20 protein-coding genes and 1 tRNA gene are annotated in these 18,605 nt (G+C 66.1%); 4 read left to right on the top strand and 17 right to left on the bottom strand.

All coding sequences use genetic code 11. The annotated features are described in order from the left end of the window. Positions 1–36: 36 nt before the first annotated feature. Complete coding sequence (gene gloB / locus KRZ98_RS04520) at positions 37–759, bottom strand: hydroxyacylglutathione hydrolase (RefSeq protein ID WP_217672558.1); 723 nt, start codon at positions 757–759, stop codon at positions 37–39. A 5-nt stretch (positions 760–764) separates the two neighbouring features. Further along, on the bottom strand, positions 765–1,199 hold the full coding sequence (locus tag KRZ98_RS04515) for a VOC family protein (RefSeq protein ID WP_217672481.1): 435 nt from the start codon (positions 1,197–1,199) through the stop codon (positions 765–767). Between the two features lie 102 nt (positions 1,200–1,301). Here KRZ98_RS04515 and KRZ98_RS04510 point away from each other — a divergent pair, with 102 nt between their 5' ends. Further along, on the top strand, positions 1,302–2,009 hold the full coding sequence (locus KRZ98_RS04510) for an SIMPL domain-containing protein (RefSeq protein ID WP_217672480.1): 708 nt from the start codon (positions 1,302–1,304) through the stop codon (positions 2,007–2,009). Between the two features lie 58 nt (positions 2,010–2,067). Here KRZ98_RS04510 and KRZ98_RS04505 read toward each other — a convergent pair whose 3' ends face one another. Further along, a complete protein-coding gene (locus KRZ98_RS04505; RefSeq protein WP_217672479.1) occupies positions 2,068–2,928 on the bottom strand; it encodes a tetratricopeptide repeat protein in 861 nt (286 codons plus the stop codon). Then, positions 2,928–3,683 carry an alpha/beta fold hydrolase gene (locus KRZ98_RS04500; protein ID WP_217672478.1) on the bottom strand — a complete coding sequence of 252 codons (756 nt, stop codon included), beginning with the start codon at positions 3,681–3,683 and terminating at the stop codon, positions 2,928–2,930. Before KRZ98_RS04500 ends, KRZ98_RS04505 begins: the two co-directional genes overlap by 1 nt. A 130-nt stretch (positions 3,684–3,813) precedes the next feature. On the opposite strand from KRZ98_RS04500, the gene KRZ98_RS04495 reads away from it, so the two are divergent. The 3 genes from KRZ98_RS04495 (at position 3,814) to KRZ98_RS04485 (ending at position 6,014) form a co-directional block, all read left to right on the top strand. Beyond that, a tRNA-Leu gene (locus tag KRZ98_RS04495) sits at positions 3,814–3,900 on the top strand. 176 nt (positions 3,901–4,076) lie between these two features. Next, entirely contained in the window at positions 4,077–5,303 is a 1,227-nt protein-coding gene (locus tag KRZ98_RS04490) for an integrase arm-type DNA-binding domain-containing protein (RefSeq protein WP_217672477.1), read from the top strand. A 105-nt stretch (positions 5,304–5,408) separates the two neighbouring features. Beyond that, positions 5,409–6,014 (top strand): tyrosine phosphatase family protein, encoded by a 606-nt coding sequence (locus KRZ98_RS04485; protein ID WP_217672476.1) that lies wholly within the window; start codon positions 5,409–5,411, stop codon positions 6,012–6,014. A gap of 78 nt (positions 6,015–6,092) precedes the next feature. Here the strand turns inward: KRZ98_RS04485 and KRZ98_RS04480 are convergent, their stop codons facing one another. The 13 genes from KRZ98_RS04480 to KRZ98_RS04420 form a co-directional block, all read right to left on the bottom strand. Then, positions 6,093–6,299, bottom strand: coding sequence for a helix-turn-helix domain-containing protein (locus KRZ98_RS04480; protein WP_217672475.1), 207 nt, complete (start codon positions 6,297–6,299; stop codon positions 6,093–6,095). Continuing rightward, positions 6,296–6,526 carry a DUF2274 domain-containing protein gene (locus KRZ98_RS04475; protein WP_217672474.1) on the bottom strand — a complete coding sequence of 77 codons (231 nt, stop codon included), beginning with the start codon at positions 6,524–6,526 and terminating at the stop codon, positions 6,296–6,298. Before KRZ98_RS04475 ends, KRZ98_RS04480 begins: the two co-directional genes overlap by 4 nt. Positions 6,527–6,529: 3 nt before the next feature. Next, positions 6,530–7,723, bottom strand: coding sequence for a TrbI/VirB10 family protein (locus KRZ98_RS04470; protein WP_217672473.1), 1,194 nt, complete (start codon positions 7,721–7,723; stop codon positions 6,530–6,532). After that, positions 7,720–8,559, bottom strand: coding sequence for a P-type conjugative transfer protein TrbG (trbG, locus tag KRZ98_RS04465; protein ID WP_217672472.1), 840 nt, complete (start codon positions 8,557–8,559; stop codon positions 7,720–7,722). The genes KRZ98_RS04470 and trbG overlap by 4 nt, the downstream gene beginning before the upstream one ends. Continuing rightward, the gene (gene trbF / locus KRZ98_RS04460; RefSeq protein WP_217672471.1) at positions 8,556–9,377 is read right to left on the bottom strand and encodes a conjugal transfer protein TrbF; all 822 of its coding nucleotides are present in this window, start codon (positions 9,375–9,377) and stop codon (positions 8,556–8,558) included. The genes trbG and trbF overlap by 4 nt, the downstream gene beginning before the upstream one ends. Positions 9,378–9,380: 3 nt before the next feature. After that, positions 9,381–10,703, bottom strand: a complete 1,323-nt coding sequence (gene trbL, locus KRZ98_RS04455; protein WP_217672470.1) for a P-type conjugative transfer protein TrbL — start codon at positions 10,701–10,703, stop codon at positions 9,381–9,383. A gap of 141 nt (positions 10,704–10,844) precedes the next feature. After that, positions 10,845–11,597 (bottom strand): P-type conjugative transfer protein TrbJ, encoded by a 753-nt coding sequence (trbJ, locus tag KRZ98_RS04450; protein WP_217672469.1) that lies wholly within the window; start codon positions 11,595–11,597, stop codon positions 10,845–10,847. Continuing rightward, on the bottom strand, positions 11,597–14,062 hold the full coding sequence (gene trbE, locus KRZ98_RS04445) for a conjugal transfer protein TrbE (RefSeq protein ID WP_217672468.1): 2,466 nt from the start codon (positions 14,060–14,062) through the stop codon (positions 11,597–11,599). The genes trbJ and trbE overlap by 1 nt, the downstream gene beginning before the upstream one ends. Continuing rightward, the gene (locus tag KRZ98_RS04440) at positions 14,056–14,328 is read right to left on the bottom strand and encodes a VirB3 family type IV secretion system protein (RefSeq protein ID WP_217672467.1); all 273 of its coding nucleotides are present in this window, start codon (positions 14,326–14,328) and stop codon (positions 14,056–14,058) included. Before KRZ98_RS04440 ends, trbE begins: the two co-directional genes overlap by 7 nt. Then, entirely contained in the window at positions 14,325–14,666 is a 342-nt protein-coding gene (locus KRZ98_RS04435; RefSeq protein WP_217672466.1) for a TrbC/VirB2 family protein, read from the bottom strand. Before KRZ98_RS04435 ends, KRZ98_RS04440 begins: the two co-directional genes overlap by 4 nt. Positions 14,667–14,669: 3 nt before the next feature. Beyond that, the gene (gene trbB, locus KRZ98_RS04430; protein ID WP_217672465.1) at positions 14,670–15,656 is read right to left on the bottom strand and encodes a P-type conjugative transfer ATPase TrbB; all 987 of its coding nucleotides are present in this window, start codon (positions 15,654–15,656) and stop codon (positions 14,670–14,672) included. Beyond that, a complete protein-coding gene (locus KRZ98_RS04425) occupies positions 15,653–16,051 on the bottom strand; it encodes a CopG family transcriptional regulator (RefSeq protein WP_217672464.1) in 399 nt (132 codons plus the stop codon). The genes trbB and KRZ98_RS04425 overlap by 4 nt, the downstream gene beginning before the upstream one ends. Before the next feature lie 2 nt (positions 16,052–16,053). After that, the gene (locus KRZ98_RS04420; RefSeq protein WP_217672463.1) at positions 16,054–18,096 is read right to left on the bottom strand and encodes a conjugal transfer protein TraG; all 2,043 of its coding nucleotides are present in this window, start codon (positions 18,094–18,096) and stop codon (positions 16,054–16,056) included. Positions 18,097–18,605 lie beyond the last annotated feature (509 nt).

The raw sequence follows: 18,605 nt of genomic DNA, 5'->3' as shown, positions 1-18,605 counted from the left end.
CTCTGCCCACAAGACGGCAGCATAAAGCCGTTTCCGTCAGGCCGCATCCTTTGCCGCACGGCGCTGCGCCAGCTCTTCTACGCTCCGCGCCCGCATGAAGATATTGGTCGCCCGCTCCTGCCCGATCGTCGTCGGCACCGTCGCCTCGCCGCGCGCCCGCGCCGCCTCGACCTCCGCTACCCGCACGGTCAGCGCATCATTGTCCGGCTCCACCCCCAGAGCGAAGCGGCCATTGGAGAGCGTATATTCATGCGCGCAATAGACCGCCGTATCCTCCGGCAACGCGCCCAGCCGGCCCAAATTCGCAAACATCTGCGCCGCCGTCCCCTCGAACAACCGCCCGCAGCCCATCGCAAACAGCGTATCGCCGACAAAGACGATGGCGTCGTCGGCCAGATGATAGGCGATATGCCCGGCGGTGTGCGCGGGCACCTCCATCACGGTCGCGACATGCGTCCCGATCCGCACAGTGTCGCCCTCGCCCACTGTCCGGTCGAGCGTGCCGATCTTTGCCGCCTCCGCCGCCGGGCCGGTAATCGTGCAGCCCGTCGCCGCCTTGATCGCCGCATTGCCGCCGACATGATCGCCATGCCAGTGGGTGTTCCAGATCTGCCCGATCGTCCAGCCGCGCTCTGCCGCTGCCGCCAGCACCGGATCAGCCACCGCCGGGTCGATCACCACCGTCTCGCCACTGGCCGCGTCATGCATCAGCCAGACATAATTGTCGCTCAGCACGGGGATGCGGACCACTTCCAGCATCGCGCTCACCACGCGCCGACATTGGGCATCGACAGCCAGGGTTCGGCCGGGTCCAGCCGCCCGTCCTGCAACAGCTCGATCGAAATGCCGTCGGGCGTGCGCACAAACGCCATATGCCCGTCGCGCGGAGGCCGGTTGATCGTCACGCCTGCGTCCAAAAAGCGCTGGCAGGTCTCGTAGATATTCTCGACCCGGTAGGCGAGATGGCCGAAATTGCGCCCGCCATCATAGACTTCCGCCGGGCTGCCATCGGTCGGGGGCCAGTTATAGGTCAGCTCGACCTGCGCATCCTCGTCCCCCGGCGCGGCGAGATAAACCAGCGTAAAACGCCCCTGTTCACTGTCGAACCTTTTGACCTCTTTCAGCCCCAGCAGGTCGAAAAAGGCGATGCTTTTGTCCACGTCGGTCACACGGACCATGCTATGCAGATATTTGGGCAAGGGTCACTCCATTCGTCGCCATAAAGCAACGGTTCATCTCAGGACGTGCAAGGCTGCCCTATAGATAAGGTCGCGCATCCCCCGAAGGAAGAGGAAAGCATTATGGCATTGGAATTGCGGGACAAGGTTTTACTGGGCAGCGCCGCGCTGCTGGCGTTGGGTGTCATGAGCGGCGGCTATCTGCTGGGCGACGGGCTTAAACGCGCCAAGGCGGCGGACCGATCGGTCACCGTGCGCGGTCTTGCTGAAAAGGACGTGACGGCGGACCTTGCCACCTGGTCGATCAGCTATTCCGCGACCGGCTTCGACCTGCCCTCGGTCCGCGCCGAAATCGACAATAACACCCGCGAACTCAAGGCCTATTTCGCCAGCTTGGGCTTCAAGCCCGATGCGCTCACCCCGGTCGGCGCGGGGGTGAACCAATATCTCAACAATGGCGTCAACAACATCACCATCACCCAGCGGATGCTGCTGCGCACCACCGACATCGCCCGTGCCCAGCGCGCCGTGGCGCAACAATTCGACCTCGTCCGGCGCGGCGTGACGCTGCAGGAAGGGTCGGGGATGCGCTACAGCTTTACCAAGCTCAACGACCTCAAGCCGCCCATGGTCGCCGCCGCCACCAAGGACGCGCGCAACGCCGCCGAACAATTCGCGCAGGACAGCGGCATCAGCGTCGGCAGCATCAAGAGCGCGACCCAGGGCTATTTCTCGATCGAGGCCCGCGACGGCGAAGGCGGCGACGGATCGAGCGACACCCCCTATAAAAAGGTCCGTGTCGTCACGACTGTTGATTTTTACCTTAAATAACAATGACTTAAATATGTAACAATAAAACCATTACATATGTACGGCTCAGTGTCGGCTTTCATCGGCCAGCGGCGGGCAATCGTGACAGATTGTCCGCCGCCGCCTTTCCTGCCGCTGCCGTCGGCGCCAGCCTGACCGCCCGCTGCCAGGCCGATCGCGCCACATCTTCATGATCGGTCAGGACGGCGATATTGCCCTCCTCCAGCGCTACCGACGCATCATCGGGCGACAGTTGCACCGCGCGGGCAATATGCGCCTGCGCCAGCGGCATTTCACCCGACCGCCGCGCCAACGTCGCCGACAGCAGCCAGGCGAGCGGATCCTTGGGCGCCTGCGCCAGTGCCACATCCAGCGACTCCCGCGCCGCCGCCCCGTCACCCAGCGCCACCAGCGCCCGCGCCCGATCGAGATGCACCTCGCCCTTCTCCATGCCGTCGGGCAGTCCCCGTGCCAGCGCCGCGTCGAAATCCTGCCGCGCCTTGGCCACGTCCCCGCTGGCCAGCGCCGCATTGCCTGCCTGCGCCCACAACCTTGCGCTCTGTGCCATCTCGGCGCTGCGCTCGGCCTCCTCGGCGGCCTGCTCGAACGCGACGATCGCGGGCGCCCAACGCTCCGCCCGCGCATAGGCAAAGCCCATGCAGTGCCGCGCATAGAAGCTCCCGCCATCGATCCGCCATTTCTGCGCAAAGGCCACCGCCGCATCGGGCGATTCGACCGCCTGATCCAGACAGGCCTGGAAGGGCGCGGCGAATTTGGCGGGGACAGGAATCTGCCCATCCTCCCGCGCCGCCGTCGTCCTGGGCGCTGCAACCGCTGCGGCGGCAGCCTCCTGCTTCTCCTTGCGGCTGCGGCTCATCACCGCCTCTATCTCCGGATCATAGGCCTGAGCCAGCAACAGGATCGGTAGAAAAAGGGGCATCAGAGACTATCCAGCAGGCTGGCGACGGTGCGGATCAGCAGGGCGATGTCGCCGTCGCGGGAAAGGCGGTGGTCGCCGTCCTTAACCAGCAGCGTCTGCACATCGGATGAACGCACCAGCCCCGCGATCCGCAGCGCCGTCTCCCATGGCACATCATCGTCCCGCTGCCCCTGAAGCAGCCGCACCGGGCAGTCGATCGCGATCGGCCCATCGAGCAGTCGCAGCGCCTGCCCCGATTCCCAAAACCCCCATGTCGTCACATAGGGCTGGTCGCCATAGGGGGTCGGCTCCTCGATCCGCCCCTCGGTCATCAGCAATGCCTTGTCCGCGTCGGTAAAGCCCCAGTCGGTGAAATCCGGCGCCGCCGCGATCCCGACCAGCCCCGCCACCCGCTCCGGCCGCGCCAGCGCCACCAGCAGCGCCAGCCAGCCACCCATGGATGATCCCACCAGCACCACCGGCCCCTCAACCAGCGCATCGATCAGCAACAGCACATCATCGCGCCAACTGGCCAGCGTCCCATCCTCGAACCGGCCGTCGCTCGCCCCGCACCCGGCATAGTCCATTCGCAGCATCGCCCGCCCGGTTGCCGCCGCCCAGTCATCGAGCGCGATCGCCTTACCCCCCTCCATGTCGGACATATAGCCTGGCAGAAAGACGACCGTCGGCCCCACCCCGCTCCGCTGCCGATAGGCCAAACGCAACCCGTCAGACCGGACAAACAGGGCGGGCGGCACAAAGTCGGCATGGGTCATGGCAGGGCATCCTGTTAGGCTAAGGGCGTGATCGCCCATAACCCGCCTTTTTGCCCGAACCACAAAAATTATCCGCTTTCCTGCGTTGACAGCCCCAAGGGCAGCGGCTAGTTGCGCGCTCCTACCCCGTGCCCAGATGGCGGAATTGGTAGACGCACCAGCTTCAGGTGCTGGCGATCGCAAGGTCGTGGAGGTTCGAGTCCTCTTCTGGGCACCAATACTGGCTCTGGATACGTCCAGAGACGTCCAGTAAGCGGCTGGTTTCACAGCATTTTTAGGCCGAGAATCGCCAGACACCGTCCGGCGAAATCCGGCTAAGGGCATCAGCAGCGACCACAAATGCTGCCCTTTTTGCTGCCCTCGGATTGACCCGGCCTTGCTGGGAAAACGACCATGCTGACCTACATCCAGATCAATGCCGCCAAGCCGAGAGCGAAGGCTTGGAACCTATCCGATTCTCAAAACCTCTATCTCGTCATCCAGCCCAATGGCTCGAAGCTATGGCGCTTAAACTACAGGTTTCTGGACAAGCAAAAGAAGCTTCATCTCGGTGGGTGGCCAACCATAAGCCTCGCGGACGCGCGTGTCCGGCGCGACGAAGCGAAAAAGAAGATTGCCGAGGGGATCGATCCGGCGCTCGAGAAAAAGCGCGCACGGATCGCTGCGAAATATGCCGCTGCCAACACCTTCGAGGCGGTCGCCGAGGAATGGCTCGTCAAATGCGAGCGGGACGGTCTCGCGCCGGTGACCGTCGACAAGATCCGCTGGCTGCTTGCCAAGGCCTATCCATTGATCGGCACCATCCCGATCGCGCAGATCACGCCGCATGAGGCGCTCGCCGTGCTTCGCAAGGTCGAGGCGACCGGGGCCTACGAGAGTGCGCGGCGCATGCGCAGCGTCCTGAGCCGGGTGTTTCGCTATGGCGTGGCGACCGTCCGGTGCGACAAGGATGTGGCCGCCGACCTTCGCGGCGCGATCGCCGTGCCCAAGGTCAAGCATTTCGCGGCCATTACGCGGCCATCCGAGGTCGGCGCTTTGCTCCGGGCCATTGACGGCTACAGCGGCCACAAGGTCACCGTCATGGCAATGCGGCTCTCCCCACATGTGCTGCTTCGGCCCGGCGAGCTGAGGCAGGCCGAATGGACCGATATCAATTTCGACGAGGCAATCTGGTTCATCCCTGCGGAGCGCATGAAGATGCGACGGCCGCACCGGGTGCCGCTGTCACGGCAGGTGATCGCGATGCTCAAGGAGCTTCACGAGCACACGCACTGGTGGAAGTACCTGTTCCCGTGCCTCGGCAAGCCGCGCAAGGCGATGTCGGAGAATGCCGTCAACCAAGGCTTGCGCAAGCTCGGCTACACGACCGACCAGATGACCGCGCACGGCTTCCGGGCGATGGCCGCGACGCTGCTCAACGAGATGGGCGAATGGAACCCCGACGCGATCGAGCGCCAGCTCGCCCATGTCGACACCAACCAGGTCCGGCGAGCCTATGCTCGCGGCGAATATTGGGACGAGCGCGTCGTCATGATGCAGCGCTGGTCGGACTATCTCGACCAGCTGCGCGGCGGTGGGAAGATCCTACGGCCAGCCTTTCCGGCGGCGCGGCGCGCCTGATCGCCGGCCGTGGGCGTACCGGTGGCCAGACAGGCACCGGCACGTTCCCCACAATGGCGCGGGCATTGTCCTAACGGTCTCACTGCAATTCCGTGAGCACGAACCATGTCGGGACATACGAAACCAACCCCGCTCGCATCACCCGAGCCCGGCGGCGTGTCCGTCGGAAGCCTGCCGCAGGCGAAGCGCCACAAGCGGAAGTTCGACGCGGTGATCACGATCGAGGAGCCGGGTGCCCGGCCAAACCTGCGACTACGGTTCGCGCCCGATCCCGGAAGGGCGCATCTCGTGCTCCAGTTCGAGGATGTCGACACCGACAGCCTCGGCATCCGCGTGGCGACGCTGGGAGACGTGGAGCGCGCGGTCGTCTTCGCGCGGGCTTGGACCGATCGCTCGCTGCTGGTGCATTGCTTCCACGGCGTGGGACGCTCCGCCGGGGTAGCGCTGGCGATCCTCGCCGACCGACTTGGTCCCGGAAATGAGGCGCAGGCGCTGGAACGACTGCTGGCGGTCCGGCCCGAAGTCACGCCGAACCTGGTCGTGGTCGCGCTCGCTGACCGGCTGCTCAAGCGATCAGGCAGTCTCGTCGCGGCGGTGGCGGCATGGGAGGCCTTCGCACCGGGGCTTGCCGAGGCTCGCGCGACACGCCTTCACTTCGCCCGGACGCGTCCCGAACTATACGCCCGCGCCGACGATGGCATCGATCGATAGCCGACCATCCAGTTTGGGGCGAATTCCGCGGAGGTTGCAATAAGCTGTCGGGTTCGAGCGAATGGCCGCTAGCCAACCTCAGCCGTCCGACACCGCCCGACTGCGGGTCAGTGCTTTCAGGCTCTCGAACTGAACCAGTGTACAGCGACCGACCTTCACCGTGTCGATGTCGCCGGACTGGATCAGCTCGTAGATCCTTGACCGGCTGAGACCGGTGATGCGGACGGCCGTCGAGATACGCACCGTCAGGGGCTCGATCTTCTGCTCCCAAGCCCGCTCGATCATGGCCGCCCCTTGCGCGCGTCGTCGCGCGCCCTGGCGAAGTTGCGGTCGCTCTCGAGGAACGACGTCAGCATCGCGGGGATCAGTTCGGTCACCGGCTCCTCGCGGCCATAGGCCTGCGCATAGAGCGCGGCGTAATCATTGAGAGAGCTCTGCAAGTCGGGTGTGATGGTGATGGCGAGCTTGACCGGTGTGCGATCCGGCAACTTGGCGAGTTTCAGATCAACCATCGGTCAACTCCCCGTTATGCCGCGCCACGGCGCCAGGACAAGATCGCGGGTCACGAGCACTCGGAGCGGCGCGCCCGGCCTGATCGTGATCGTCGGCTGGATGTCGAGGTTACGCTGCGCGATCTGGTCGCCCGCCCGTGCCGTGTTCGATTGGGCGGACTCGCGGATGGCCTGAACGAGATCGGTTTCACCCGAGATCGACAATTCAGAACCGACGCCGAGCAACGTGGCGATCGCCACGCCCTTCAGAAGCGCCCAGGTGTGAAAGTCGACTTTGTCGGCGAGACCTGAATAGCCTGCCGGATCGGTCGCGGGCATGTTGTCGAGCCGGATCGAGCTGCCATCGGGCAGGATGAGGCGCTGCCACACGACGAGCGCGCGACGCTGGCCGAACGCTACGACGGAATCGTATTTGCCGATCAACCGTGCACCCTGCGGCACTAGCAGGATATGGCCCGTCACCGTGTCGAAGACGTTCTGCGTCACCTGCGCCGTGACCATGCCGGGCAAATCGGAGTTCAGCCCGGTGATGAGGCTCGCTGCGATGACACTGCCGGCGAGCAGGCTGTTCGGTGAAACCGGCGCGACCAAACCGCCGGAGTTGATGTCGCCGTCTTTGTCCCGCGCCGAGACAAATTGCTCCTTGCGGGTGCCGGCTGCGGCCGACGGCGTTGGTTGGGTGCCTGATACACTCGCGGCCGGATCAATCTCCCTCGAGACCGGAGCACCACGGCTCGATTGCACCTGCGCCATCAATCCCGATTCCCGCGCGGCCTTGAGATCGGCGAGGCGCTGTTGGCGTTCGGCCTCGGCGGTATCGACCCGCGCGGGTGGGGCCACACCCTCCGCCTGTTGCTGCGCCCGCAGGATCGGCCGACCGAGGTCGCCGGGAAGCGGCGGCCCCAGCTTCGGCGCGTCGCCGTAGCTGGACGGCAAGCTGGATAGCGCGTCGGACGCCGGCTTCGACATCGGCTGCGAAAGCTCGCTTTCCTGGGCCACCTGCCGGAACACCTGCGGCTTGAGCGCCATCCAGGCGATTCCCATCAGGCTGACCGATCCAAGCGCCGCAATGCCGATGATCGCACCCTTGCGGAAGCGGATCGCCCGCGCCGGGCGCGAACGGATGGCCAAGGTCTCTGGATCGACCTTCGGGGGCAAGCCCGATGCGGCTGTCGCGGGTGCAGCTGCCTCCGTCATGCGCCCCTCCGCTTGGCGGATGGCGCTGTGCGGTCGATGCGAACAATCTGCTGCTTCTTGAGGCCGAGACGAAGCTCTGCGGCGTCGAAAATTCGGTCGACGATATAGAAGCGGCCGCTCAGCCGGTAGTTGACCAGCTCAGCCTTGCCCTCACGGTCGACGAGAAACAGTGGCGGGGCCTCGTTACTCGCCAACGATGCGGGGAACTCGACATAGGTCCGCTGGCCGTCGTCGAATGCGCGCAACGGACGCCATACAGGCTTGTCGCCGCTGATCGCGTAGTTGAAGTGAAGCGTCCCGACCGACAGTCCCGTAGCGACTGGCGCAGCGGCTTGCTCGGCTTCCGCCTTGCGTCGGAACGCCAGCAGCTCATCCTGCGGATAGGTCCAGCGCATCGACGACAGCGCGGTCGCCGAAGTGCTGACCAGCCGGACATGATAGGTGCGACGGTCTGTCGTAACGACAAGATTGGTGACGAGACCGCCCGAGAAGGGCTTCACGAGCAAATGCGTTTGCTTCGTCTCGCCGGAGCCGCTGGTAGTGTCGCCGATCACCCAGCGCGCGGTATCGCCGCTCGCCACCGCGATCAGCGATTCACCGGACTGGAGGACGATGTCGGTCACCAGTCCGGGCGCCGTGTAGGCGATATAGATCGTACCCTCGCTCCAGGGATAGACCTGCGCGCCGCCGATGAACCCGGACTGCGCCGGCCGGAAGGTCGCAACGCGGTTTGCGGTCGCGACATGACGGATCGATCCCGCCGTTGTTTCGGGCTGGGCGAGTGCCGGCGTGGCGGCGAGAATTCCGGCGAGCGCTGGAAGGATGGCCGATTTCATGGTTGCGTCTCCTGGGAGTTGATGGCCGGGGTGCCGGTCGCGGGATCGAGCGGCGACCCGGCGGGGATCGAGCTTGCGACAGTCGAGGGTGCCTTCGCGGGTAACGCGGTCGGCGCAGGCGCAACGGGCGCTTCGCCGTCCAGTTCGCGGCTCCAGTCGATCGCGTCGACGTAGATGCCGAGCGGGTTCTTGCGCAGCACATCGGCGGAGGCCGGCGGGCGGGTGACGGTCGTCAGGATCGCGGTCCAGCGGCTGGTGCCGGATTGCGAGCCGCGCTCGAACGCGGTCTCTGTCCACTTCACCTGGAACGACTTGTCCGACGCCCGCACCACGCTGGTGACCTGAACCGACACAGTCCGCTCGCCGACATTGGCGAAGGGCGCGGCCGAACGGGCATATTCGCCGAGAAACTGCGCGCCGCGCTTGGTGGCGAAGTCGTAGGCCTCGAGCCAGTCGCGGCGCATCAGCACCGGGTCGAGCGACACCGAGCGGACATTGGTGATGAAGTGCGACAGGTGCCAGGCGACCTGCGGATCAGTCGGTCGGTAATCGACATCGGCGGCCTGAACCGACCGCGCCTCGCCGAGCCGGTCGACCTCGACCACATAGGGCGTGACGCGGCTTTGCAGCGACTGCCATGCGAGTCCTGCCGAAGTGCCGGCGGTGAGAGCAAGGCAGCCGAACGCCATCAGCCGCCAGTTGCGCGCCTGCACCCGCGCCGAGCCGATCCGGTCGTCCCAGAGCTGACCCGCGCGCTGGTACGGCGTTTCCGGGGGTGGTGTGCGCCCGTAGCGCTGCGCACTTCGCTTGAAAAACATGGCTCAGTCGTTCCTTTCCTTGATGTCGGGGGTGGCGGAGGCTCCGCCGCGATCGCCCTGCTGGAGCGTGTGGATGGCGAGCTGACGCCGATGCCGGCTAGTCTGCAGGTCGCGCATCGCGCGTGCCCAGGCGGGCGTGCCGGTCTCCCCGCCGCCGCCCGGTCCACCCTGAGACGACGACGGAGAGTTCTGGGTCGAATTTTGGTTGAGCGCGTTCCATGCAGCCTGGCGTCCGCCGGCAGCGGCCTCGCCCAGCCCGAGCGCACTGCTGGCGCGCGACTTGGCGGCATTGCCGGCGGCACGCGCCACCCCGCCAAGGCCAGCGCCGACCGATGGCGTCGCGGCCGTCTCGCGGCCGAGCTGGTAGGCGGTCGATGCGGCCGACCCCATCGCCGTGCCCGAGCGGACCGCGCCGAGCGCCGCCCCGCCCAGCGCCCGCGCGCCACCGGCGGCTGCGCCACCGGCCAGCATGGTCACGCCGGCCGCACCAACCGCCGTGCCGAGCGCCGCGCCGGCACCCAGTTGCGGTGCCCCGGCGACCAGGCCGGAGGCGATCGACGGACCGAAGATGCCCAGGCCGAACAGCGACAGGCTGGCGAGCACGAGGCTCATGGCCTGGCCGATATCGGGTTCCTGGCCCTGGAGCGCTTCGGTGAACTCCGTGAAGAAGTTGGAGCCGATGCCGACGATGACGGCGAGCACCATCACCTTGATGCCCGAGCTCACAACATTGCCGAGCACGCGCTCGGCGAGGAAGCTGGTCCGGTTCCACAGCGCGAACGGCACGAGGATGAAGCCGGCGAGGCTGGTCAGCTTGAACTCGAGGATGCAGACAAACATCTGCACGGCGAGGATGAAGAAGGCGACGATCACCAGCGCCCAGGCGAACAGCAGGATCATGATCGTCAGGAAATTGTCGAAGAAGGTCGTGAAGCCGACCATCTCGCTCGCCTGTTCGAGCAGCGGCCACGCCGCCGAGAAGCCGGTGCCGGCAAGCCGCCCGGGCTTGAGCAGGTCGTCGGCCGACAAGGTGCCGCCGCCCGCGGTCAGGCCGGCCTGCGCGAATGAGCGAAAGATGATGTCGGCGAGCGTCGAGAAACTGTTCAGGATGAACGCGAACGCGCCAATGTAGAGGATCTTGCGGAGGAAGCGGCCGATGACATTGTCCTCGCCGCCCATCGCCCAGAACAGGCCGGCGAGCGTGATGTCGATGCCGATCAGCGTCGCGGTCAGGAACCCGACATCGGGACCGAGCAGCCCAAACCCGCTGTCGATGTAGGTGATGAACGCCTGCAGGAAGCGGTCGATGACGTTGAGGTCGTTCAAGTGGCTGCCTTCCTGCTGGCGATTGAAGAGATGTCGCGGGACGCGGTGGGGGAGCTGGACCGCGCCCCGCGACGACGACCGGTGGCGGGATGGAACGCCGCCGATCGCAGGTCCGGATCGGGCCTCTCGGGCCCGAGGGGGCTATCGGGGCGTGTAGGCCGATCCGGATCCGAGGAACTTCTTGGTCGCCGCGCGCGCCTCGGCGGCCTGGGTGGCGCGACGCGCCTGTTCAACAGCCTCGCTGCGGAACTGCGCCGCCATCATGTGCTGGAGCTGGAACTGCTGCTTGGTGGTGAGCGCGAGCAACTGGTTGGTCGCCTGTTGCGCTTGCAGAGACCCTTCCGCACCCTGGCTGCGCGCGACGATGTCGGCGAGTGCCTCGGTGTCCGACTGGATATTCTCCACGACCTGCGCCTGCACCGTCATCGTCTGGCGAAAGGCACCCATGCTGGCATCGAGCCGCGAGCGGGCATCGCGTACACGGGCATCGGTGCGCAGCGCCGACGAGAAGTCCTGCGGGAACAGCGACTGGAACTTGTCGTCGAGCTGGTCGACTCGGAAGTCGATCGCCTGTGCCCGGCCCATCAGCCGATCGATCTCGGCGAGCTTCTGCTTGAGCGCATTGAGCTGCGGAAAATCGATGCGGGTGAGGTTTTTGCCCATGTTCACCAGCATCTGTGCTTCGTTCTGGAGCTGCTGGATCTGCTGGTTCACGGTCTGCAGCGTGCGCGCGGCGGTCAGGATGTTCTGCGCGTAATTGCTGGGGTCGAACACGACGCCGCCGAACTGGGCGTGCGCCGGCGTGGCCGACAACACCAAGCCCATGCCAAGCGAACCAATGGTGCCGAGGCCAAGGGCCGCCGCGATGACGTGCTTTCGAGTGGGGATACGCATTACTCTTCTCCTTCTTGGGGGGCTTGGGAGGTGGACAGGTCTGGAGCCGGGAAGCCGGCGGCGAGATCGGCCGCCCAGTCGAGCCCGGCATCGCGCAGGAAGCCGGCGGCAAAGCCGCTGCGGCCGTGCTCGGCGAGGATGGCGTCGATCCGCGCCTGCGCGGCAGGGTCGGACGACCCACACAGCGCCAGTGCGACAGGGCCGAGGCCGAGTTCGAACAGCCGGTTGCCGCGCGCGGATTGCAGGTAATAATGCCGCTTGGGCGTGGCCCGAGCGATCAACTCGATTTGGGCGTAGTTGAGCCCGAACCGCGCATAGATGTCGTGGCCCTGCGGCTCGATCGCGCGGTCGTTGGGCAGCAGGATGCGTTGGGGACAGCTCTCGATGATGGCCGGCGCGATCGCCGACCCTGCGATGTCGGCGAGGCTCTGCGTCGCGAACAGCACCGCAACATTCTTCTTGCGCAGCACCTTGAGCCATTCGCGGATGCGCGCCGCGAACAACGGGTGGTCGAGGAAGATCCAGGCTTCGTCGAGGATCAGCAGCGTCGGCCGCCCGTCGAACCGCTCCTCAAGCCGATGAAACAGATAGGTCAGCACCGGCGCGACGGCCCCGGCCTGGCCCATCAGCGCCTCGGTCTCGAAACACTGGACGTCGGCGAGTGCGAGTTGCTGTTCGGCCGCGTCGAGCAGGCGGCCATGCGGGCCTTCGAGCGTATAGGGCTGGAGGGCGATCCGAAGCGCGTTCGACTGGAGCAGCAGCGCGAGGCCGGTCATGGTCCGCTCTTCGCGCGGTGCCGAGGCGAGGCTGCCGAGCGCAGTCCAGACGGCGTCCTTGACCTCCGGCGTAACCGGCACATTCTCGGCGGCAAGCAGCGCCGCGATCCAGTCTGCGGCCCAGCTCCGCTCATTGGCATCGTCGATGCCGGCGAGTGGCTGGAAGGCGAGCGCATCGCCATCGGATTCGGCCGAGCCGAGCGCATGGTGCGCGCCGCCCATCGCCAGCACGGCGGCACGGGCGGAATTGCCCTTGTCGAAGATATAGACTTGCGCGTCGGCGTAGCGGCGAAACTGAAGCGCGACCAGGCTAAGCAGCACTGACTTGCCCGCACCGGTCGGCCCGACCACCATCATATGGCCAACATCGCCGACATGGGTGGACAGTCGGAACGGCGTCGAGCCGGCAGTCTTCGCGACAAGCAGCGGCGGTCCGTCGAGATGCGTGTTGCGCACCGGCCCGGCCCACACCGACGAGAGCGGCATCAGATGCGCGAGGTTGAGGGTGTGGACCAGTGGCTGCCGGACATTGGCATAGACGTGTCCCGGCAAGGACGAGAGCCAGGCTTCGACAGCGTTGACGCCTTCACGGACGCAGGTGAAGCCCAGGCCGTTGACGATCCGCTCGACCGCCCGGACCTTGTCCTCGACCGCCGCCCGGCTCCGGTCGGTGACCGTGATCGTCGTGGTCAGGTAGCCGAAGGCCACATGGTCACCGCCGAGCGCCTGCAGGGCGAGGTCGGCATCGACGACCTTGTTGTCGGCGTCGCTGTCGAGCAGTTGTGCCGGCTGGTTGTAGAGCACTTCGCGTAGCAGCGCGGAGACCGACTTGCGCTTGTTGAACCATTGGCGGCGCAGCGACGTGAGCGTCTTGGTCGCGAGCGTCTTATCGAGCGCGATGAAGCGCGTGACCCAGCGATACCCGAAGTCCTGGTGGTTGAGCGCATCCAGGATGCCCGGCCGGCTGAGGCTCGGGAAGCCGAGGATCGTAAGCGTGCGGACATGCAGGTCGCCGAGCCGCGGCTCCAGCCCGCCGACCAGCGGCGTGTCGGCGATGATCGCGTCGAGATACATCGGTGTCTCGGGTGCCGCGACGGCATGCCGCCGGTCCGAGATCGTGCCGTGGAGGAAGGTCAGCGTCGCGCCATCGTCGAGCGGCCGCACCTCGGGCATGAAGCCGGCGAGCAGATCGAGCACCCGCTCGGTCTCGGCGACGAAGCTCTCCAGCGCACCGCGCCAGTCACGCTCCTTGTCGCCATCGGGTCGCTCGACCAGCGAGCGTCCCGCGCGATCGGTCGCGTCGGCCGGCGGCAGCCAGGTCAGCGTCAGGTGATAGCGGCTCTCGAAATGGGTGCCGTCCGCCTCGAACGCCGCCTGCCGCTCGCCATCGACCAGCCAGCTCGCCGCATCGGGAAAGGCACTGTCGGGATAGGCCAGTGCCTCGCGCCGCTCGGCATCGAAGAACAAGGCCCAGCCGCTGCCGAAGCGCTTCAGCGCATTGTTCGCCCGCGCGCAGGCCGCGACCAGTTCGGCTTCGGTCGCGGATTCGAGATCGGGACCGCGGAACGCCAGCACCCGAAGGAAGCTGCCGTCCTTGTTGAGCACCACGCCAGGGGCGACCAGCGCCGCCCAGGGGAGATGGTCGGCAAGCCGCTCGGCGCGGTCGCGATATTCGCGCAGGCTCAGCATGCGTAATACCCCTTCTGGCGGATGTGGCGGAGGAGGACGGGGGCGAAGCTCGGGTCGCGGCGAGCGGCCATCACCGCCACGCTGTGCCCGACCGCCCAGAGCAGCACCCCGGCCAACCATTGCTGGAGGCCGAGGCCGACCGCAGCGGCCAGCGTGCCGTTGACGATCGCGAGGCCGCGCGGAGCGCCGCCGAGCAGCAGTGGACTGCCGAGCGAGCCGTGGATCGGCACCTCGAAGCCTTCGATATGCTGGCCGCTTCCGATCACGAGATCAGCGCCCCGCCGCCGAAGCTGAAGAAGGACAGGAAAAAGGACGAGGCGGCGAACGCGATCGACAATCCGAACACGATCTGGATCAGGCGCCGGAACCCGCCCGCGGTTTCGCCGAACGCGAGGGTGAGGCCGGTGACGATGATGATGATCACCGCGACGATTTTGGCGACCGGTCCTTGCACCGATTCCAGCACCTGCTGGAGCGGTTCTTCCCACGGCATGCCGGAGCCGGCGGCCTGGACCTGGGTGGCGAGCGTGAGCGCGAGGCCGATCGCGGCACCGACCAGCAGATGGCGGTTGCCGGGAAGGCGAGATAGTTGGGCGCGGGTCATGGATCAGATCTCCTTGGGTCTGGCGGTGGGAAAGTCGGCGAGCGCGTAGCTGCCGGTGTCGGGGTCGAGCCCGGCGACGCGCGCGATGGTCGAGACGCGGCGATCGATGCCGCGCCCGGATATGAACACGATGATGTCGATGGCTTCCGCGATCAGCTGGCGCGGCACTGTGACCACCGCCTCCTGCACGAGCTGCTCGATGCGGTAGAGCGCCGCGGTCGCGCTGTTGGCGTGAACGGTCGCGATTCCACCGGGGTGGCCGGTGTTCCAAGCCTTGAGCATGTCGAGCGCTTCGGGGCCGCGGACCTCGCCGACCACGATGCGGTCGGGGCGCAAGCGCATGGTCGAGCGGACCAGCTCGGTCATCGACACATGCGGCGGCCGGGTGCGGAGCGCCACCGTGTCGGGTAGCGGGCATTGCAGCTCGCGCGTGTCCTCGATCAGGATGACGCGGGCATCGACCCACGCCATCTCGGCGAGCAGCGCATTGGCGAGAGTGGTCTTGCCCGAGCTGGTGCCGCCCGCGACGAGGATGTTGTAGCGCTGGGTGACCGCAGCGCGCAGCGCGTCGGCCTGCGCCTCCGTCATCAGCCGGTCAGCGACATAGTCGTTGAGCGTGTGGAGCTTTTGCGCAGGCTTCCGGATCGAGAAGCATGGCGCCGTTGACACTGGCGGCAGCACGCCTTCGAACCGCTCTCCTGCCCGGCCCTCGATATGCGGTGGCAGTTCGGCCGAGATGATCGGATGCTCGGCATGGACTTCGGCGCGGGCATGGCTCGCGACCAGCCGGATGATTCGCTCGATCTGTTCAGGTTCGATCCGGACTTCGGTATCGGTGCGGCCTTCGCCGAGCCGGTCAAGCCGCAGCGCGCCATCGGGATTGACCATGATCTCGATGACCAGCGGGTCGCGCATGGCCGATGCGATGTCGGCGCCGAGCGCGGTGATGAGCATGCGGCGGCGACGTTCGCCGGACAGGGTGGCGCTCATTCGCCGTCCCCCGATGCGCCGAGCGTGCGACGCCCGGTCGAGACCTGCCGACCGACCTGGGTGACGAAGGCTTCGAACCGCTTGGCGCCGAGCGCACGGCCGGCTTGATCGTTCTCGGCGAGCGGGGTCTGGATCGCGAGTTCGAAGCGGATGAACAGCGCCAGCGTCTCGAGAATGACATAGGTGTCCCGGTCGACCCGGCAGATCGCCTGCGTCAGCCGGTCGAGCCGGATTGCGAACCGGTCCTCCAGTTCGGAGGCACCGCGGCGATTGAGCCAAGCAGTTACCGCATCGACGAGAATCGCGGACTTGCTGGCTCCCGGCTTGACGGCGAGAGCTTCCAACCGATCAGACAATGTCTTGGGCAGGAACAGCTGGTGGCGGACCTTGTCCATGGTCAGAACCCCAGCTGGAGGTCGTCGGGGCGACCAGAGGCGGCATCAAGACCGTAGACGGTGCGAGCGGTGCCGAGCGCTTGGACACGGTCCATTGCCCGGCGTTCGGCGGCTTGGTCGCCATCGTCCTCGCCGAGCCCGAGCGGGTCGGCGATCTCAGGCTCGACCACGACCACCGGTTCAATCTCGTGCGCCGGATGGCGAGCCTGTTCCAGGCCGCCGGCATCGGCGCCGTCTTCGTTGTCGCTAGCGGCAGAGAGGCGCATATCGGCGCCACGCACCTGTCCGGCCCAGTCGTCGGGACGCGCGGCCGGACGGTCGCGGTACCCGTCGGCATCAAGCGACGGCGCTGGCAGGACACGCGCGGTGAACCGGCGATCCTCATAGTAGCGCAGCTTCTTCGCGCGGATCGGCGGATGGCCCGAGATCAGCACCAGCTCGTCGGTCGGCGCGAGTTGCATCACTTCGCCCGGCGTCAACAACGCACGCGCGGTCTCCTGCCGGCTGACCATGACATGCGCGAGCCAAGGTGCGAGACGATGTCCGGCGTAATTGCGCATCGCGCGCTGCTCGGTCGCGGTGCCCAGTGCGTCCGATATCCGCTTGGCGGTGCGCTCGTCGTTGGTCGCGAATGCGATACGGACGTGGCAATTGTCGAGGATGGCGTTGTGCTCGCCGTAAGCCTTCTCGATCTGGTTGAGGCTCTGCGCGATCAGAAAGGCGCGCACGCCATAGCCGGCGAGGAAGGCGAGGCTCGTCTCGAAGAAATCAAGCCGCCCCAGCGCCGGAAACTCGTCGAGCATCATCAGCAGGCGGTGGCGGCCCTTCGCGGCTTCGCCGTCCTTGCCGGTACCGCGCAGTTCCTCGGTCAGCCGTCGGCCGATCTGGTTGAGGATCAGGCGGACCAGCGGCTTCGTGCGGCTAATGTCCGACGGCGGCACGACAAGGTAGAGCGAGATTGGATGCGCGGCCTCCACCAGATCAGCGATCCGCCAGTCGGAGGCGGACGTGACCGCGGCCACGGTCGGATCACGGTACAGCCCAAGGAATGACATGGCGGTCGACAGCACGCCTGAGCGCTCGTTCTCGCTCTTGTTGAGCAGTTCGCGGGCGGCCGAGGCGACCACCGGATGCACCCGCGGAGCATCTGCGCTGCCGAGATGGTTGGTCGCCATCATCCGGCGCAGGGTCGCGGCGAATGAGCGTTGTGGATCGGATAGGAATGTCGCTACGCGTGCGAGCGTCTTCTCTTCCTCAGCGTAGAGGACATGCAGGATCGCGCCGACCAAAAGCGAATGGCTGGTTTTTTCCCAGTGGTTTCGACGCTCCAGCGCGCCTTCCGGGTCGACGAGGATGTCGGCGATGTTCTGGACATCGCGGACTTCGTTCACGCCGCGCCGGACTTCTAGCAGCGGATTATAGCGCGCCGAGCGGGAGTCGGTCGGGTTGAAGAGCAGGCAGTGCGAGAAACAGGCGCGCCAGCCAGCAGTCAGCTGCCAGTTCTCGCCCTTGATGTCATGGACGACGGTGGAGCCGGTCCAAGATAGAAGGGTCGGCACGACCAAGCCGACACCCTTGCCGCTTCTTGTGGGCGCGAAGGCCATGACATGCTCCGGGCCGTCATGGCGCAAGTCGTTGCCGCCGATCCGGCCGAGCGCAACACCACGGTCATCAAACAGCTTTGCGGACAGGATGTCCTTGTGCGTCGCCCATCGCGCCGAGCCATACGTCGTGAGGTTGTTGGACTGGCGTGCGCGCCACACCGAACCGAAGATCGCGGCGCCGCAGCCGATAAATCCGCCGGCCGCCGCGATCGCGCCAGCTTCGTCGAAGACTAGCGGCGCGTACGCATCGAAGCTGAACCACCACGGGAAGATCGACCAAGGGTGATAGACCGGCGCATCGAAAAGCACGAACCATGGCGAGCCGAGCTCCGGCTGGTGGGCGAGTTGGGCTGCAGCCCATTGGGTCGCCGTCCAGATGCTCGCGAGGATGATCGCGAGCACCACGAGGATCTGGCCGATGAGGAGTTTGGTCGGGGTCATGCGGGCCTCTTGCCCGCTTGGCCGACATCATTGTCTGCGGGCTTGGTCCCAAGCTCTCAAAAGTGCGGGATTGGCGGCAGTGACCCGTTGGGGTCCACAGGTTCTTTTTGGGGTCAGCAGATCTTACCGCTGCCAATGACGCCGCGCTTTCAGTCACAACGTCGGCCGTCACTAGGTCGGATGGCATAGCGTCATTGTGGCGGAAAGCGGTGATGTTGCCCGCAGGTCGCACCAGTGTGCGCCCGAGCGTAACACCCACAAACATCTTTTCACAATCAAGGGGTTGTCAGTGCCCGTCCCGCGGAGCGCCCGCCTTGCCAGACACCACAGGTGCTATCTTCGTCCACTTCGCTTCGCTCAACTCGTATCGCTTGATCTCCATCGTCCGCTCCGCGTCTCGACACAGAACCTCATGAATCAGACATCAAGCGATTTGGTAATCCTGAGTGCCAATCCGACCAGCGGCAGCGGGCCGGCGTGCAAAGAAGTGGAGAGCCATCCAACGCAAA

The organism is Sphingobium sp. AS12 (genome assembly GCF_019097845.1).
Taxonomy (GTDB): domain Bacteria; phylum Pseudomonadota; class Alphaproteobacteria; order Sphingomonadales; family Sphingomonadaceae; genus Sphingobium.
The sequence above is the reverse complement of the archived record's forward strand: the minus strand, read 5'-3'. Positions and strand labels throughout refer to the sequence as shown.